Source organism: Agrobacterium sp. CNPSo 3708, assembly GCF_028674915.1.
Classification (GTDB): Bacteria; Pseudomonadota; Alphaproteobacteria; order Rhizobiales; family Rhizobiaceae; genus Agrobacterium; species Agrobacterium cavarae.
This window is the reverse complement of record NZ_JAQZSF010000005.1, coordinates 92,790-109,828: the sequence shown is the minus strand read 5'-3', so window position 1 is coordinate 109,828 and position 17,039 is coordinate 92,790. Positions and strand designations below refer to the sequence as shown.

Below are 17,039 nucleotides of genomic sequence, written 5' to 3'. Positions count from 1 at the left end.
TCTCCTCCCGAAATGCGCCGATCCGGCGCTGTTGAATTCTCAATCAGAACTGCTGATAGACGCTCCGCATGACTCCCGGACCATCAGGCGGCAGGCGAGCCGACGTTGACCGGCCTCCACCGGCTTCCCGTCGATCAAATCAAGCAAAGTTATTCCCGCCTGACGGCCAAGCTCCTTGAGAGCCATATCGACCGTCGTTAGCGGAGGCCGCGTCGCTGCGGCAAAGATCTCCCAATTATCGAAGCCGACGACAGCGATGTCTTGCGGAACGCGAATGCCGGACAGGGTTAGTGCATCGATAAGACCTCGCGCGATCTGGTCATTGCCGCAGAAGACGGCATCTGGTCGATCGGCGCTCGCCATGGTTACGAAGCGCTGCCCGGCTTCATATCCGAATCTTTCGGACCATTCGCCGGACAGCGCTTCCTCGAAGCAGGGGAGCGCTGCCTCGGATAATGCTCGTTCCCAGCCTTGCTCTCTCAGGCCGACGGCACTGAAGCTCCTGGGGCCGGTGATATGTGCGATACGCCGGCGACCCAGCTCGACGAGATGAGAGACAGCTGCGTAAGCACCACCCTCATCGTCCGGAACAAAGCCGATCGCACCGTCGGGACACGCAGCGTTCACATACACAACCGGCATATGCACAGTGGGAAGATCCACTGGTAGAACTCGGTCAACGCGCTTGCCGGATACCACCAAACCATCGACACGCTTATCTTCCATCGCTTCAATATTGGAACGAACACGTTCCGGATCGTCATCAATGGCGCAAAGGAAAACCGACACTCCGCGATCCGCCATCGCGACGGAAAGGCCTGCGGCAATCGGCAAGGTGAAGCGGCCATATGTATCGTTGGTTAGAAGGCCGAGGGTGAAAGATCGCTGCCCGACAAGCGCGCGTGCCATGGCGTTTGGACGAAATCCCATCTTTTGTGCGACGGCCTGAATGCGTTCGCGCGTTTCTCCAGACATTCGGCCGCGCTCATTCAATGCCTTGGATGCCGTAGAAATCGACACGCCAGCTGCCGCAGCAACATCCTTGATGGTGACGCGCAAAGAGGCATCCTGTCCGTCCGCCAATACGTCAGCTACTGCGCCTATTCCACTCTCGATCATCGAAGAGAACCTAATGAGAAAACGTTTTCTCAAAATAGGGAAAACGTTTTCCCTGTCAAGCGAGATTATTTGTGATGCGTCATGCTTTGGCAGGCGTCAGAATAACGGTGAGGTGGGGGATCTGCTTTCGCGAGCTGACGGCAATTATCGATATAGAGCCGAAATGCTGCAGAGTAAGCCACTGCGTAATGCGGCAATACCGCAACGCCGTGCGGGTTTTGCGGGCGGTGCGATGGCAGTGGCTTGTCGTCGATAAGTGGCGTCGTTGCTGTTACAAGCTCAGATAACTTGCTCGCAATCGGCGCTTCATGAAGAAGCGTATCTAGCTCCGAAGCTTAGAACCCCAGTATCGCCGACAGCACCATCTGCTTGATAAGAACGCCAGCAATGTTATTGGGATCTCCTGCGGTTATCTGCAGATCGCTCTTGCAATCTCGCTCGTAAGCGGCACGACGTGCCGCTGACACATCGGCCAGCAACCGTTGTCTAACCGGCTGAACCACGTTTTGTTCACGGGTTGTCCGGCTTGCCTTATCCGAACAAACGACACAGGTTTCTGCTGCTTCTTAGACGATCCCGCCCGAGCCGCCACGCTGTGAAGGGCGCTCAGCCGCGACCTGCTTGCGATAGCCGCTGGCTCGGTAAGTTGCGATTGGATCTATTGCCGCACCAGCCTTTTTGCGGGCTTGCGCAAGAATGGCCTCGACATCCGTGCGATAGGCGCGCTTCAGCGTGTCCGACGCCATCAGTGCGTCGTTTTCCTGCTGGAAATTTTCAAGCGCGGGGCGATCGACAAGCAATGCCTGTGCGTAGGCCCGGCGGATTTCGTTGGCGCTGGAAATCAGGCTTTCGATCGGGTCGGTGACGTTATGCGACTGGTCGATCATATGCGCAGGATGGAACTGCTTCACGCCGCGGTACTCTGCATCCACCAATTCGTTGAAAACGAGGAAAAGGCGATACGGCTCGATGGCGCCGGCATCAAGATCGTCATCGCCATATTTGCTGTCGTTGAAGTGGAAGCCGCCAAGCTTGCCGAACTGGATCAAGCGAGCGACGATCATTTCGATGTTGGTGTTGGGTGCGTGATGACCAAGATCGACGAGGCAGAAAGCCTTCTCACCGAGCGTGTTGGCGATCAGGTAATTGGTGCCCCAGTCCTGTACAACGGTGGAGTAGAAAGCTGGCTCGTACATCTTGTGTTCGGAGAACAGCCGCCAATCATCCGGCAGTGCCTTATAGATATCCGCCATACCGGCGAGGTAGCGCTCGAAGCTTTTGGTAAAGTTGCTCTGCCCAGGGAAATTGGAGCCATCCCCGATCCAGACCGTCAAGGCTTTGGAGCCGAGTGCCTTTCCGATCTCGATGCATTCGATGTTGTGATCGACCGCCTGTTTGCGCGTTGCAGCATCCGTATGGCTCAAGGAGCCGTATTTGTAGGAATGCTGCTGATCTGCAGCATCCGAAAAGGTGTTGGAATTCATAGCGTCGAAGCCAAGGCCGAGCGCGTCGGCGTGTGCCTTCAGCCTTGCAGAATCTTCCTTATCCCACGGAATATGAAGAGAGACAGTGGGCGTGGCAGCCGTTAGCTGGTTGATGACAGCGCAGTCGTCCAGCTTGTCGAAAATACCGCGTGGCTCGCCGAGGCCCGGAAAGCGGGCAAAGCGTGTGCCGCCGGTTCCAACACCCCAGGATGGGACGGCCACATGGAACGCGGCAACCTTGGCCGTGATCGCATCGATATCGATGTTGCGGCGTGACAGATGTTCACCGAGGGCCGCATAGTCTGCTTCATGCGCCTTTGCGCGCTTTTCATTCTCGCAATCGACCAGATCCGCCGCAATTCTCAATTCCGTCATGTCATCCTCCCTCTGCACCACGTCCTCTTCAAGCCGTTCTGTAACCAACTCATCGTGAGCGGAAGAAGGGCTTGATCGTGGCGATCTTTCTCATTTTGCAATCACGAGCACCTGACCTGCAAACCGCCCACGGCTGAACGCACGGGCGGTTTGTGCCTCAGCGTGTGAAGCTCTGCGCGTTGCCGGCGTCGACGTTGATGATATTCCCCGTCGACTTGGCAGATGCGTCTGACGCCAAGAAGAAGATTGCTTCGGCAATATCTTCCGGGAAGACGTTTAGCTTCAGCATGGAACGCTTGCGGTAATGTTCCTCAAGATCGTCCACTTCGATTTTGGAGGATGCCGCGCGCTGTTCGCGCCACTCACCGTTCCATATCTTGGAGCCGCGCAGAACCGCATCGGGATTGACGGTGTTGACGCGAATACCGGCATCGGCACCTTCAAGGGCCAGGCAACGAGCGAGATGGATCTCAGCAGCCTTCGCAGTGCAATAGGCAGATGCATTGGGCGAAGACGCCAGGCCGTTTTTGGATGCGACGAAGACGACATTGCCGCCGAGCTTCTGACGTCGGAACAGGCGGAAGGCTTCCCGCGACACGAGGAAATAGCCCGTCGCCAGAATGTCGATATTCTTGTTCCACATGGCAAGCGTGGTGTCTTCGACCGGTGCAGATGACGCAATGCCCGCATTGGAAACGAGGATATCAATGCCGCCAAACTCGGCGCTCGCCTCGGAAAACGCACGAAGGACGGCGTCTTCCTGGGTGACATCGAGCTTGACGGTGCGGACAGCATCCGCGCTGAACCTCTTTTCGAAATCACCCTTTGTGTTTCCGAGTGCGGCCTCATCAATATCGGCAAGCACGACGCAAGCGCCCTCGCTTGCCAGCCGCTCCGCTGTAGCGCGTCCGATACCTCCTGCACCACCGGTAATGAATGCAACCCGCCCGGCAAGGCTCTTCGGCTTCGGCATGCGCTGAAGCTTCGCTTCCTCCAGCAGCCAATATTCGATGTCGAAGGCCTCCTGTTCCGGCAGACCTTGATACTCCGACACCGCCGATGCACCGCGCATCACATTGATGGCGTTGACGTAGAACTCACCTGCGATACGCGCCGTTGCCTTGTCCTTGGCGAAAGAGAACATGCCGACGCCGGGAATGAGGAAGATGACCGGGTTAGGATCACGCATCTTCGGCGAATTGGCGTGCTTGCAGCTCTCGTAGTATCGGGTGTAGTCGGTGCGGTAGTCTTCAAGCGCCTGATCGAGGCCCGCAAGCAATGCGTCAACATCCGGTTTCGACGTATCCAGATCGAGGATCAGGGGACGGATCTTGGTGCGCAGAAAGTGGTCAGGGCAGGATGTGCCAAGCGCGCCGAGCGGCTTCAATTCCTTCGAGTTGACGAACTCCAATACGGCATCCTGATCGTCGAAATGACCAAGCTTGCGCTCGTCTTTCCCGATGCGTCCGCGAATTTCGGGCATCAGCCGCGCAGCAATTGCCCGGCGATCTTCCCTGGGCAAGGTATTGGCGACGGCACCGCCAAAAATAGTCTTGCCTTCAGTCTTGGCCGCAAACCATTCAATCGCCTTGTTGATGATCGCAAGCGTCAGCTCGTAACAGGCCTTGGCATCGTTATCCCAGGTGAAGAGACCATGGCTTTCCAACACAACGCCCTTGGCATCGGGGTTTGCCTTGACGAAGGCTTCAAGGTCGAGACCGAGCTGGAAGCCCGGGCGGCGCCAAGGCAGCCAGCCAATCTCACTGCCGAACACGTCTTTCGTCAGTTCCCGTGAATTCTTCGAAGCGGCAATGGCAATGATTGCGTCCGGATGCATGTGATCGACATGATCGAAGGGCACGAAACCGTGCAGTGGCGTGTCGATGGAGGCCGCGCGCGGGTTGAGATTGAATGTGCAATGGGGAAGAAAACCGACCATGCGGTCTTCGTCTTCCACACCGCGATAGATGCCCTTGAGCGCTTCAAGCTTTTCCATATAGAGGGTGGCGAAGCCGTCTAGCTTGATGGTACCGACATCGCCGCCAGATCCCTTGACCCACATGACGCGGACCTTGTTGCCGGTGAGCGGGTCGGTTTCCCAGACTTTGGCAGAGGTGTTGCCACCACCGTAATTGGTGATCCGTTTGTCGGCGCCCAGAAGGTTGGAGCGATAGAGCAGCTTCCCCGGCTCGTCCAGCGTTGCTGCGTAAGCGTCGTCCCAGCGATTTTCGAGAAGACGGGATTGTCCCATCGCAGTATCCTCCCACGGCAATTATTGCGAGTCCCAGGTGAACTCGCCTCCCATTGAGAGCAGATATCGCGCATCTAAAAGCACCCTGTCAATCACAAACGATCATAAATTTTCATTGTGCGCCGCAACATTGATATTTTTGATCGAACTTGATTGACAACAATCGAAGTTTACGAAAGATTGCGGTCAGGAGGACCCCATGTACGAGAGCGAACGCCATCGCATCATCTTGAGCGCCATTCAGGAAAAGCCTGTGGTGACGGTGCAGGACATTGCCGAACTGACCGATGCGTCCGAGGCAACGATCAGGCGTGATATCGCATCTCTTCACGTACAGGGGAAACTGCGCCGTGTGCGCGGCGGAGCCGAGGCGGTGCATCCGCCACAGCTCGGCAACCTGGCCGCACGTCCCTTTCGCGTCTCGGAATCGGTCAATATCGATAAGAAACGCGCAATTGCACGCAAGGCCGTCGATTTGTGCGAGGAAGGTGACGCCATCATTATCAATGGCGGTACGACCACCTTCCAGATGGTGCATTTCATGTCGGCCCGGCGTCTGCAGGTAATGACCAACTCTTTCGCCATTGCTGAGCATCTGGTGAAGCACTCGAAATGCAATGTCAGCGTACCCGGTGGCGCGATCTATCGCGACCAGAGCCTCATCCTGTCTCCTTTCGAAAATGACGCGATCCGCAATTTCTATGCGCGGCGCATCTTCATCGGAGCACAGGGAGTGGGCGCGCTTGGCATCATGGAATCCGACGCAATGGTGATCCAGAGCGAACAGAAGCTGATGCGGCAGGCAGAAGAGCTGATCGTCATGGTCGACTCCTCCAAGTTTCGCAAACGCTCCAGCCTTATCCTGACACCCCTGGATACGGTTTCGACGATCATCACCGACGAAGACATTTCAGACGAGGCCGCACGCATGGTGGAGGCCGCGGGAGTGACGCTGGTCATCGCCGGAGCGGCGGCCGCGCAGGCGGAGGACAAACCGCCAACAGAGGAGGATTCCGCTTCGGTTGCTTGAGGAGCGCCGAAGGGAAGGTTTTAACGGGAGGAAAAGGGAATGAAACTTACACGCAGAAAACTCACCCGCGCGCTTGCGCTCGGTGTAGCGCTTAGTGTTGCCGGTATCGGCAGCGTCGCCCAGGCGAAAGACATGAAAATCGCGCTCGTGGTCAAGTCGCTCGGCAATGGCTTCTTCGAGGCTGCCAATAAGGGTGCGCAGGAAGCAGCCAAGGAACTTGGCGGCGTCGAGATCATCTATACCGGTCCGACAACGACAACCGCGGAAGGCCAGATCGAGGTCATCAATTCGCTGATCGCCCAGGGCGTCGATGCGATTGCGATCTCGGCAAACGATCCGGACGCCGTGGTTCCGGCACTGAAGAAGGCCGCACAGCGCGGCATCAAGGTTATCTCCTGGGATTCGGGTGTCGCACCGGCGGGCCGCATTCTGCAGCTCAACCCGTCCTCCAATGCGCTGATCGGCAAAATGTGCCTGCAGCTTGCCGCTGATCATCTCGAAGGCGGCAAGGGCGACTTCGCCATCCTTTCGGCCACAACCACCTCCACGAACCAGAATATCTGGATCGAGGAGATGAAGAAGCAGCTGAAGGACTTCCCCGGCCTCAACCTGGTCAGCACCGTCTACGGCGACGACTTGGCCGACAAGAGCTACCGTGAAGCGCAAGGTCTCCTGACCTCTCAGCCGAACGTCAAGGTGATCGTTGCCCCGACGACCGTTGGCGTCCTGGCGGCGTCTCAGGCTGTGAAGGATGCTGGCAAGATCGGTCAGGTCTATGTCACGGGCCTTGGCCTTCCGTCTGAAATGGCCGGCGCCATCAAGTCCGGTGCGACGAAGGAATTCGCCATCTGGAATCCGATCGACCTGGGCTATTCTGCGACCCAGATCGCCTACCACCTCGTCAAGGGTGATGCCGACGGCAAGCCGGGCTCGGAAATCGAAGCCGGCCGCATGGGCAAGATCAAGGTCGGCGAAAACAGCGAAGCCGCAATGGCCGATCCGTTCGTCTATGACGCGAAGAACATCGATCAGTTCTCCAAGATTTTCTGATCTTCGACTTCATCTCCCGGCGACAACAGCCGCCGGGAGATGTTTCCAACATTCCCTCAGTCGACGTCATCGTCGAGCTTGAACCAAGCATCGATCATGCTTGCCGGATGGTTTCATCGGCAAACGCATCAGGATGCCGTCGAGTGAAGGCTTTCCTTCTTCTGCTCGATAAAGAGCACGCAGGTTCGTAAGAAAAAAATGGCGGTAGAGACAATGACCGAAACGGCGGCGCTTTACGCACGACAAGAGGACCGCTCAAACCCCGTTCTGGAAATGCGCGGCATCAGTCAGATTTTTCCAGGCGTGAAGGCACTGGATAATGTCGACATCCAGCTCTATTCCGGCCAGGTGACGGCACTCATCGGAGAAAATGGCGCGGGTAAATCCACGCTGGTGAAAATCCTGACCGGTATTTATCGCCCCAATGAGGGCGAAATCCTGCTGGACGGCACACCGGTTCATTTTCAAAGCGCGCAGGATGCAATCGATGCAGGCGTCACTGCCATTCATCAGGAAACCGTTCTGTTCGACGAGCTTTCGGTTGGCGAGAACATCTTTCTCGGGCATGCGCCGAAGGGCCGCTTCGGGCTGATCGATTGGAAAACGATCAATGATAAATCCCGCGCCCTCTTGGAGCGGCTGGAAAGCAAGATCGACCCCACAATCCGGCTGAAGGATCTCTCCATTGCACAGCGCCATCTGGTCGCAATTGCCCGTGCACTTTCGGTCGAGGCGCGCATCGTCATTATGGACGAGCCGACGGCAGCTTTATCACGCAAGGAAATCGACGATCTTTTCCGCATCGTCGAGAACCTGAAGCGGCAGGGCAAGGCGATCCTGTTCATCAGCCACAAGTTCGACGAAGTCTATGAAATTGCGGAGAATTATGCCGTCTTTCGCGACGGACGCATGGTCGGCGCGGGCAAGCTGACTGCCACGCCCCAGGACGAGATTGTCCGGTTGATGGTCGGCCGCGATGTAAAGGACGCCTTCCCCAAGCAGGCCGTGAACATTGGCGGCACCGTGCTGTCGGTGGAGGATTACTGCCACGAGACGGAGTTTCGCGGCATCTCCTTCGATTTGCGACAGGGCGAAATTCTCGGGCTCTATGGTCTGATCGGCGCCGGACGGTCAGAGTTCTGCCAGTCCCTTTTTGGCATGACCCGGCCCGCATCCGGAACACTGAAGCTGAACGGCAAGGCGGTAACGATCCACTCACCGGAAGACGCAATTCGGGCCGGGATCGCCTATGTGCCGGAAGAGCGGGGGCGTCATGGTCTGGCACTGGAAATGCCGATCTACCAGAACATGTCCCTGCCCTCTCTCTCCCACACATCGCGCAAGGGTTTCCTGAAAGCTGCAAACGAATTCGCATTGGCGCGCACATATGCAACGCGCCTTGATCTGCGTGCGGCGGCACTTTCCGTGCCCGTAGGAACGTTGTCTGGCGGCAACCAACAGAAGGTCGTGATCGGCAAGTGGCTGGCGACAAAGCCGCGGGTCATCATTCTGGACGAGCCGACAAAGGGTATCGATATCGGCTCGAAAGCTGCGGTCCATGGTTTCATCAGCGAACTGGCGGCGGAAGGTCTGTCCATCATCATGATCTCATCCGAACTGCCGGAAATTCTCGGCATGTCCGACCGCGCGATCGTGATGCGCGAGGGTTTGGTGGCAGGCCGGTTCGAGCGGGCGGAATTCTCGCCGGAAAAGCTGGTGCGCGCCGCCACCGGAAATGCGTGAGAGGAAATGCGCATGAAGACACTTCTGAAGAACCGCGAATGGCTGCTGGCCGGCATCATTATTCTTCTCATCATCGGCTTCTCATTACGGTCGCCGGGCTTTGAGCGCCCTGCCAATCTCGTGAACATCTTCAACGATACGTCGATCCTGATCATTCTGGCGCTGGGGCAGATGACGGTCATCCTCACCAAGTCGATCGATCTGTCGGTGGCAGCCAATCTCGCCTTTACCGGAATGGCAGTGGCGATGACCAATGCCGCATTCCCCGATGTGCCGCTTCCCCTCCTCGTCGCAATGGCTGTTGGAATTGGTGCACTGCTCGGTTCGATCAACGGTATTCTCGTGTGGTGGCTTGGCCTTCCTTCAATCGTGGTGACACTTGGTACCCTCACCATCTATCGCGGCATGGCCTTTGTTCTGTCGGGCGGCGCTTGGGTCAACGCGCACCAGATGTCTCCGACATTTCTCAACGTGCCCCGCACGTCCATCCTCGGCATGCCGGTTCTGTCCTGGGTCGCGATCCTCGTTATCATCGCTGCATGGATCATTCTCAAGCGAACCGCCTTTGGTCGTTCCGCCTATGCTTCCGGCGGAAACCCGAGTGCCGCGATCTATGCCGGCATCGATGTCGGCCACACGCGCTTCCTCGCCTTCGTCCTCTCCGGCGCGCTTGCCGGACTTGCGAGCTATCTATGGGTGTCGCGTTACGCCGTCGCCTATGTGGATATTGCTCAAGGGTTCGAACTGGACAGCGTCGCGGCAAATGTGATCGGCGGCATCTCGATTGCAGGGGGCATCGGCTCGGTGCTTGGCGCCGTGCTTGGCGCGATCTTCCTCGGCGTCATCAAGAACGCGCTTCCGGTGATCGGGATCTCTCCATTCGCGCAGATGGCGATCTCCGGCATCGTCATCGTATTGGCCGTCGTCTTCAATGCGCGCGCAGAAGCGCGCAAAGGGCGCATCATCCTGCGTGACAGAGCCGCTACAGAACAGAGCAAAGGGGCTGCGGCATGAGCATGGATCAATCCCAACCGCAGACGTCACCCCGCATCATTCCTGACAAGCTCGGCACGCCTTTCCGCCGCATCATGGCAAGCTGGGAAGTTCTGCTGCTTGGCGTCGCAATCCTGATCTTCATCGCCAACTCGCTGGCCTCCCCATACTTTCTTGACGCCTGGAACCTCTCTGACGCCACTTTCAACTTCACCGAAAAGGCGATGATCGCCTTTGCCATGGCGCTTCTGATCATCGCCGGTGAAATCGACCTTTCGGTTGCAGCCATCATCGCACTCGCCTCGACCGCAATGGGTTATGCCGTGCAGATGGGTGTGGGAACGCCTGGACTTGTGGCGATCGGTATTAGCGTCGGCCTTGCCTGCGGCGCTTTCAATGGCTTTCTCGTCGCAGGGCTGAAGCTCCCTTCTATCGTCGTCACCATCGGCACGATGAGCCTGTTTCGCGGCATTTCCTATATGGTGCTGGGTGACCAGGCCTATGGCAAATATCCAGCAGACTTCGCCTATTTCGGCCAGGGCTATGTCTTCTGGGTGATCTCCTTCGAATTCGTTCTCTTCGTGATGATGGCGATCGTCTTTGCAATCCTCCTGCATGCGACGAATTTTGGACGACAGGTCTATGTCATCGGCAACAATCCATTTGCCGCCCGTTTTTCCGGCGTGCCCGTGGAGCGCGTCAAGTTCATCCTGTTCCTCCTCACGGGCCTGATGAGCGGCATCGCCGCCGTATGCCTCACCTCGCGGCTCGGCTCCACGCGCCCGTCGATTGCTCAAGGGTGGGAGCTGGAGGTCGTGACCATGGTCGTTCTCGGCGGTGTGTCTATCCTCGGCGGCTCGGGCACGATCGGCGGCGTGGTGATTGCCGCCTTTGTCATGGGGCTCGTCACTTTCGGTCTTGGTCTTCTCAACGTTCCGGGCATCGTCATGTCGATCTTTGTCGGCCTCCTGCTGATCATCACCATTGCCATTCCAATCGTCGTGCGCCGCCTGAAAGCGATGAGGTAAATCATGCCAGAGCTTGAAAAACACGCCTTCAAGATGAAGCTCTTTGCGGAAAAGCAGGCGGAGTACAAGAAGCGCCACGACGAGATTTGGCCGGAGCTCGTCGACCTGCTGCACGAGGCCGGCGTGACCGACTACTCGATCCACCTCGATCCTGAGACCAACACACTCTTCGGCGTCCTCACGCGTCCGAAAGACCACGGCATGGCGGCGCTGCCCGATCATCCCGTGATGAAGAAATGGTGGGCGCATATGGCCGATATCATGGAGAGTAATCCGGATCATTCCCCCGTCGCAACCGATCTCATCACCGTCTTTCATCTCCCATGAGCAAGCCGATCCGGACCGTTGCCGTCATCGATATCGGCAAGACACATGCCAAACTGATCGTTGTCGATGCTGAGAGCGGCAAGGAATTGGCGTCACGCAAGATTGCCAACAGGGTCGTAGGCGGCGCACCCTATCCGCATTATGATACGGATGCGCTGTGGCGGTTCATTCAGGAAGGGCTTGCCGAACTCAACAATGTGCCGGGCTATCAGGCAATCTCGATCACCACACATGGCGCAAGTGCAGCACTCCTGAATGCGTCGGGCGAGTTGGCGATGCCCGTTCTCGATTACGAGTTCACATTCCCGGGTCAGATCGTAGAAGCCTACGAGGCAATCCGCCCGGAGTTTGCAGAGACTTTTTCACCACGCCTGACGGGTGGACTTAATCTCGGTGCGCAACTCCATTATCAGCGTGCGTGCTTTCCCGAGGCGTTCGCCTCCGTCTCGACCATCCTGACCTACCCGCAATATTGGGCGCACCGCTTAACCGGTATCGCTGCGAATGAGGCCACCTCTCTCGGCTGCCACACGGATCTGTGGCGCCCCTTTGAAGGCGACTATTCAAGCCTCGTCGCGTGTCTCGATATTGCCGATCTCATGGCACCCATCCGCTCTGCCTTCGACGTTCTGGGGGAAACGACGCCGACTATCACTCGCCAACTCGGCCTCGCTTCACCCGTTCCTGTCTATTGCGGGATCCATGATTCCAATGCGTCGTTGCTCCCGCACCTCGTCGGCTTTGGCCTTTCTTGCACGGTCGTATCGACCGGCACGTGGGTCGTGTGCTTTGCCGCAGGCGGACAGGCAGACGATCTTGATGAGAACCGCGACACCTTGGTCAATGTCGACGCATTCGGCAAACCCGTGCCTTCCGCCCGTTACATGGGCGGCCGAGAATGGGAGATCATTACCAAGGGTCTGGAGCAGGTTGCACCGGACGCGGAATGGATCGCCGTAGAAGATGTCATAGCCAAAGGCCAGATGCTGCTGCCAAGCGTCGTCAGCGGCACCGGCCCGTTTCCCGGCGCCACGGGCGGCTGGCGCAACGAGCCACAAACGGATGAAGGCCGGCGCGCGGCTGCCAGCCTCTACCAGGCCTTGATGACCATGACCTGCCTCGACCTGATCGGATCACGCGGGCCGATCGTGGTGGAAGGCCCCTTCGCCGCAAACAAAGTCTTCCGGGCAGCGCTCTCCACCCTGTCCGGCCGAGACGTGTATGCCTCCGCCTCTCACACAGGCACATCGCTTGGCGCCAGCTTTCTCACCGGCACGAAATCGAATGTTCCTGTCGAGCTGGTGACCGAGAAGATTACGGACCTGAACACCTACGCCAAAAGGTGGCGGGAAACGGCGGAGTGAAACCCGACACACCCCGCCCCTCTTATAGCTTCAGCTCTGCTTGACGAATTCACCGCCCTTGATGATGTACGGCATGTGCTTGCCCTGCCCCGTCAAGACCGAGAGATCGTCGAGAGGATTGCCGTCTACGACGATCAGATCGGCATAAGCGCCCGGGGCCACGGTTCCCAATTTGCCCTCAAAACCAAATGCCTTGGCCGCATCCAGCGTTGCGGAACGGATCACATCTGCGGCCGGTAGATGCTGCCCGCGAAGAACGAATTCCTCCGACTGGTGCTCATGCATCTCACCCAGCAAATCGGTACCATAGACCATGGTCACGCCCGCCTTGTGGAGCACTTTCAGCGCCTCGAAACCCGCGCTGCGCACATCCTCGATCTTCGCGACAGAGACTGGCGGCAGGCCGAGCGAAGCGCCATCCTTTGCCAGGCGGTCATAGACGATGTTGGTCGGCACGACGAAGGCACCGCGTTCCTTGGCAAGCTCAGCGGTTTCCGGCGTGATCAGGTTGCCATGCTCAATCGACTTGACGCCGCACTCGATCGCGCGGCGGATTGCGGCATCGGTATAAAGATGCGCGGCCACATAGGTCTGCGCATTTTCCGCCTCTTCGACAGCTGCGAGCACCTCTTCTCTCGAAAAGCCGAGATTGGCAATCGGATCGGTCGGCGACGATACACCACCATTGGCCATGAGCTTGATGAATTGCGCGCCGCCCTTGACCTCCTCACGACATGCCTGGCGAACGGCGTCGACGCCATCACAAATTCGACCGAGCGCACCCAGTTGATCGGGATAATGCTCGACGGAACGGCGGTTGAACCGGCCACGGTAATCGGTATGGCCCCCGGTTTGCGACAGCGCCTTGCCACAGATGATCAACCGCGGGCCGATAATCGTCCCTTCCTGAAGCGCTTCGACCAGACCGTGATCGGCACCGCCAAGGTCACGGACCGTGGTGAAGCCGCGCATCAGCATTGCCTTCATGATGTTGGCTGAGCGCAGCGCAACAAGAGAGTTGGGCAGATCGGCATTCGCCCCCAGATCAAGCTTGGTGGCGATGACATGCACATGCCCATCAATCAGTCCTGGCATCAGGATCTTGCCATCCAGATCGACCACCCGGTCGGCAGTCTCCGAGATCGACTTGCCCACTTTGCCGATCAGATCGTCACGGATGAGCACATCCGTTGGAGCGGTCGGTTCGCCCTGCGATCCATCAACGATGCGGGCGTTTTTGAGAAGAATTGAACTCATGGCATTCACTTTCAGTCGATGTTTTTAAAGGCGTACGCCAAGATTCAACTTTGTTTGGCGGCAAGCAGGAAGTAAGGCACCAACCACGGTGCCAAAGCCTCGGCGCGGTCGAGATGGCGTTCGTCATAAACACCGGCGCGATGGGTGAGATTGATCGTCCCTATGCAGACTCCGTCGAAGACGACGGGCACATTGATCTGCGTGCCGCCACCAAGACTTGCGATGAGCTCATGATCGAAGAAGGCCCATTTGATGCCGTCCATATCCTTGGCGAGAAAGCTTTTATGTTGACCAATGACATGGCGGCCCCAGGGCGTGTCGGTCATAGGCTTGCAGCCGGACACCGGATAATGCTCGGGGTCTGAGGAGTAGATGCGAACGACCTCACCCCCATCGACCGCCAACAGGGTAAAGAGGACGTGCCCGATCTCGCGCTGCAACAGCTCATCGAGAGCCTGAAAGAAGGGTGCCGGCTGATCGGGCTGCTTCATGGCTTCGTAAAGGCTGATCTCATTGTGCATGTGTCGATCCTTTTGCTGATAAGGGAGCAGCAGTTGCCGCTCCCTGATGGGCCTGGATGTCAGCGCGCGGCAAACTCCTCCGCCTCGATCTCCTCGAGCGACCGGTTCTTTGTCGGAATGCCGAGGAAGAGAACGGACGTGGCGCCGATGAACAGGATGACGGTCGTCATGCCGAACACACCAGCGAAACCGCCGATCGGATAGACAGCACCCACGAGGATCGGTGCGGCAATCCCGCCGATGCGGCCAATTGCCGAGGCCGTGCCGACGCCGGTCGCACGAATGCGTGTCGGAAACACCTCCGGCGTATAGGCGTATTCTCCGGCTGCAACGCCATTGATGAAGAAGGAGAGCGTCATGGCAAGTGCGATAACCTGCGTGTCACCGGTAGCGAAAGCAAGCGAGAGAGCCGAGACAGCGGCCAGCGCCATATAGAGCACGATGGTATAGGGACGGCCAATCTTCTCGCAGAACCAGGCGGCTGTGAAGTAACCTGGGATTTGCGCCGCATAGATCAGGATCGAGAAAGAGAAGCTTTTCGTCATGGTCATGCCGCGCTCGACAAGCAGGCTCGGGATCCATGTCATGAAGGCGTAAATACTGAAGGTCACCGACACCCAGAGGAGCCAGGTCATGATGGTGATGCGCAGAAAGCGCGGCGACAGCAGCGTTTTAAAATTTGCCATCAGCGAGGTATTCGGCGTTGCAGAGACCTGCGCAGTCGGTTCCGGCGCGGGCAGAACGACGCCGCGGGCCTCGTATTGCTTTTCGATGCCGGTGACGATGTCATTTGCTTCCTGATGGCGGCCCTGGCTCTCCAGCCAACGCGGCGATTCCGTCAGGCCACGGCGCCACCACAAAACTACCACGACCGGCATGGCGGTAATGATCAATGCATAACGCCATCCGTCGTCGGAGGCAGGCACAAGCAGATATCCGAGAACCGCGGAGATGACGAAGCCGAAGGAGAAAAAGGCTGCGAGCGAGGCCGTGAAGCGGCCACGATACTTCGCGCCGACAAATTCCGAAAGGAACGGCGCGATGATCGCTGCTTCGGCCCCCATACCGATACCACCAACGACACGCAGCGCGAAGAACTGGTGCCAGTCATTGACGGCAGCGCCACCGAGACTCGCCAGGCAGAAGAGCACGAGTGCCCAGAGCATGACGTTCTTGCGGCCATAACGGTCGCCGATCGCCCCGGCAATGAGCGCGCCGATGAGGAAGCCGACATAGGTGCTGCTGGCGAGATAGCCGACCTGAAGGCTGGTCAGTTGCCACTGCGCCCGAAGCGCGGGAAGCAGAAACGCGATGATGCCCGCGTCCCAGGCCTCGAACATGTAGCCCAGCCCGCCCATCATCAGCAGCTTGTATTGAAAGCGCCCGACGGGCAGCCTCTCCAGTCTTGCAGCAGTATTATACATTCGCAGTCCCCATCATTATAGTGTGTCACCTCCGCCGCTTTGCGGATGGTGTGCGCGTCGTTTCGTCGCGCAACATTTTTTGCACAGGAAGATTTGTGAATGCAATATGCAAAAAACGCTGCAGGTAATTTTGCAGGCACGCTTGAAGACTGGCTGCGTCATCTCGATGAGAAATTTTCTCTGACGCCAGCCGCGCATGAAGTCGTGCAAGCCGTCATCAACGATCCACGGCACGCCTCTTTTGCATCCGCTGCCGAACTCGCGCAAAAGGCCGACGTCAACGTCGCGACGATCACCAGAACCGCGCAAAGCCTTGGTTTTTCAGGATGGCCTGAGCTGCGGCAGGAAATCCGTACACGCTTCATGAGCAAGCTTTCGGCACCTGAGGTCAGCGTCGTCCATCAGCAGGAGACCGGCAATGAGCGCCCCTTCGACGCGGCCATGAATCGGCAGATGGAGCAACTGACGGCTCTACGCCGGCGTACCGACCGCAACTCCGTCAAGGAGATTGCAAAACTTATTGCAGGGGCAAAACGCCGAATCGTTCTTGGATCGGGCAGTTTCGCATCGATTGCCAACATCCTCGCACACCACGCCACGCTCTGCGGCTATCGCATGGAACTGGCAACCGACGGGGTGATGATCGCCAATGCTCTGGGCGATGTGAAGGAAAACGATGTCGTCATCATCTTCACCTTCTGGCGCCTCTATAACTCCGCGATCAGGGCTGCCGCTCAGGCCAAGGCCAAGGGCGCAACCACCTGCGTGATCACCGACGCAGCCGTAGATGCACTGGCAAAAAATGCCGATTATCTGCTGCTGGCACCGGCAGAGAGCACGTCTTTCTACGCAACCGTCGTTCCAGGCATCGGGCTTGCGGAGGCCATCTCTGCAGAATTGGGTGCGCTCAACCCGGAGATGAGCGCACGTTCCATCGCTGATTTCGAGGAGCAATGGCAACACCAGGATCTGCTCTTCACCAAAACAGCGCCCATGGCTGGAAAGCCTTTTGATCAGCTTTGAGATCAATCCGGTGCAGGACGTGCGCGCAATTTGCTTTTTAGACACCCCTT

The 17,039-nt window shown here is 57.9% G+C and carries 14 protein-coding genes; 8 read left to right on the top strand and 6 right to left on the bottom strand.

All coding sequences use genetic code 11. The features are described from left to right. Positions 1 to 39 precede the first annotated feature (39 nt). The 3 genes from PVA19_RS12450 to PVA19_RS12440 form a co-directional block, all read right to left on the bottom strand. Positions 40 to 1,119, bottom strand: coding sequence for a LacI family DNA-binding transcriptional regulator (locus PVA19_RS12450; RefSeq protein WP_111846418.1), 1,080 nt, complete (start codon positions 1,117 to 1,119; stop codon positions 40 to 42). Positions 1,120 to 1,685: 566 nt separating this feature from the next. After that, positions 1,686 to 2,978, bottom strand: coding sequence for an L-rhamnose catabolism isomerase (gene rhaI / locus PVA19_RS12445; protein ID WP_274102696.1), 1,293 nt, complete (start codon positions 2,976 to 2,978; stop codon positions 1,686 to 1,688). A 157-nt stretch (positions 2,979 to 3,135) separates the two neighbouring features. Beyond that, complete coding sequence (locus PVA19_RS12440) at positions 3,136 to 5,229, bottom strand: bifunctional rhamnulose-1-phosphate aldolase/short-chain dehydrogenase (RefSeq protein WP_274102695.1); 2,094 nt, start codon at positions 5,227 to 5,229, stop codon at positions 3,136 to 3,138. Positions 5,230 to 5,428: 199 nt separating this feature from the next. Between PVA19_RS12440 and PVA19_RS12435 the strand changes: the two genes are divergently transcribed. The 7 genes from PVA19_RS12435 to PVA19_RS12405 all read left to right on the top strand — a co-directional run bounded on the left by PVA19_RS12435 (position 5,429) and on the right by PVA19_RS12405 (position 12,764). Continuing rightward, entirely contained in the window at positions 5,429 to 6,259 is an 831-nt protein-coding gene (locus PVA19_RS12435; protein WP_062426724.1) for a DeoR/GlpR family DNA-binding transcription regulator, read from the top strand. Positions 6,260 to 6,298: 39 nt separating this feature from the next. Beyond that, positions 6,299 to 7,309, top strand: coding sequence for a rhamnose ABC transporter substrate-binding protein (gene rhaS / locus PVA19_RS12430; RefSeq protein ID WP_274102694.1), 1,011 nt, complete (start codon positions 6,299 to 6,301; stop codon positions 7,307 to 7,309). A gap of 213 nt (positions 7,310 to 7,522) precedes the next feature. Continuing rightward, entirely contained in the window at positions 7,523 to 9,052 is a 1,530-nt protein-coding gene (locus tag PVA19_RS12425; protein ID WP_274102931.1) for a sugar ABC transporter ATP-binding protein, read from the top strand. 12 nt (positions 9,053 to 9,064) lie between these two features. Then, positions 9,065 to 10,066, top strand: a complete 1,002-nt coding sequence (locus PVA19_RS12420; RefSeq protein ID WP_274102693.1) for an ABC transporter permease — start codon at positions 9,065 to 9,067, stop codon at positions 10,064 to 10,066. Between the two features lie 2 nt (positions 10,067 to 10,068). After that, positions 10,069 to 11,073 carry an ABC transporter permease gene (locus PVA19_RS12415; protein WP_443111639.1) on the top strand — a complete coding sequence of 335 codons (1,005 nt, stop codon included), beginning with the start codon at positions 10,069 to 10,071 and terminating at the stop codon, positions 11,071 to 11,073. Between the two features lie 3 nt (positions 11,074 to 11,076). Further along, a complete protein-coding gene (gene rhaM, locus PVA19_RS12410) occupies positions 11,077 to 11,400 on the top strand; it encodes an L-rhamnose mutarotase (protein ID WP_274102692.1) in 324 nt (107 codons plus the stop codon). Further along, a complete protein-coding gene (locus PVA19_RS12405; protein ID WP_274102691.1) occupies positions 11,397 to 12,764 on the top strand; it encodes an FGGY-family carbohydrate kinase in 1,368 nt (455 codons plus the stop codon). Before rhaM ends, PVA19_RS12405 begins: the two co-directional genes overlap by 4 nt. 30 nt (positions 12,765 to 12,794) lie before the next feature. Here the strand turns inward: PVA19_RS12405 and PVA19_RS12400 are convergent, their stop codons facing one another. Genes PVA19_RS12400 through PVA19_RS12390 form a run of 3 tightly spaced genes read right to left on the bottom strand, consistent with a single transcriptional unit; the run spans position 12,795 to position 15,966 of the window. Beyond that, positions 12,795 to 14,021: a metal-dependent hydrolase family protein gene (locus tag PVA19_RS12400; RefSeq protein WP_274102690.1), complete on the bottom strand. Its 1,227-nt coding sequence runs from the start codon at positions 14,019 to 14,021 to the stop codon at positions 12,795 to 12,797. Between the two features lie 44 nt (positions 14,022 to 14,065). Further along, the gene (locus PVA19_RS12395) at positions 14,066 to 14,542 is read right to left on the bottom strand and encodes a GAF domain-containing protein (RefSeq protein ID WP_274102689.1); all 477 of its coding nucleotides are present in this window, start codon (positions 14,540 to 14,542) and stop codon (positions 14,066 to 14,068) included. Positions 14,543 to 14,601: 59 nt separating this feature from the next. Next, positions 14,602 to 15,966, bottom strand: a complete 1,365-nt coding sequence (locus PVA19_RS12390; RefSeq protein ID WP_274102688.1) for an MFS transporter — start codon at positions 15,964 to 15,966, stop codon at positions 14,602 to 14,604. 99 nt (positions 15,967 to 16,065) lie between these two features. Between PVA19_RS12390 and PVA19_RS12385 the strand changes: the two genes are divergently transcribed. Continuing rightward, a complete protein-coding gene (locus tag PVA19_RS12385; RefSeq protein WP_274102687.1) occupies positions 16,066 to 16,989 on the top strand; it encodes a MurR/RpiR family transcriptional regulator in 924 nt (307 codons plus the stop codon). Positions 16,990 to 17,039 lie beyond the last annotated feature (50 nt).

Coding starts and splice junctions, on each gene's coding strand:
- PVA19_RS12450 (WP_111846418.1), bottom strand. CDS start 1,119: ATGATCGAGAGTGGAATAGGCGCAGTAGCTGACGTATTGGCGGACGGA.
- rhaI (WP_274102696.1), bottom strand. CDS start 2,978: ATGACGGAATTGAGAATTGCGGCGGATCTGGTCGATTGCGAGAATGAA.
- PVA19_RS12440 (WP_274102695.1), bottom strand. CDS start 5,229: ATGGGACAATCCCGTCTTCTCGAAAATCGCTGGGACGACGCTTACGCA.
- PVA19_RS12435 (WP_062426724.1), top strand. CDS start 5,429: ATGTACGAGAGCGAACGCCATCGCATCATCTTGAGCGCCATTCAGGAA.
- rhaS (WP_274102694.1), top strand. CDS start 6,299: ATGAAACTTACACGCAGAAAACTCACCCGCGCGCTTGCGCTCGGTGTA.
- PVA19_RS12425 (WP_274102931.1), top strand. CDS start 7,523: ATGACCGAAACGGCGGCGCTTTACGCACGACAAGAGGACCGCTCAAAC.
- PVA19_RS12420 (WP_274102693.1), top strand. CDS start 9,065: ATGAAGACACTTCTGAAGAACCGCGAATGGCTGCTGGCCGGCATCATT.
- PVA19_RS12415 (WP_443111639.1), top strand. CDS start 10,069: ATGGATCAATCCCAACCGCAGACGTCACCCCGCATCATTCCTGACAAG.
- rhaM (WP_274102692.1), top strand. CDS start 11,077: ATGCCAGAGCTTGAAAAACACGCCTTCAAGATGAAGCTCTTTGCGGAA.
- PVA19_RS12405 (WP_274102691.1), top strand. CDS start 11,397: ATGAGCAAGCCGATCCGGACCGTTGCCGTCATCGATATCGGCAAGACA.
- PVA19_RS12400 (WP_274102690.1), bottom strand. CDS start 14,021: ATGAGTTCAATTCTTCTCAAAAACGCCCGCATCGTTGATGGATCGCAG.
- PVA19_RS12395 (WP_274102689.1), bottom strand. CDS start 14,542: ATGCACAATGAGATCAGCCTTTACGAAGCCATGAAGCAGCCCGATCAG.
- PVA19_RS12390 (WP_274102688.1), bottom strand. CDS start 15,966: ATGTATAATACTGCTGCAAGACTGGAGAGGCTGCCCGTCGGGCGCTTT.
- PVA19_RS12385 (WP_274102687.1), top strand. CDS start 16,066: ATGCAATATGCAAAAAACGCTGCAGGTAATTTTGCAGGCACGCTTGAA.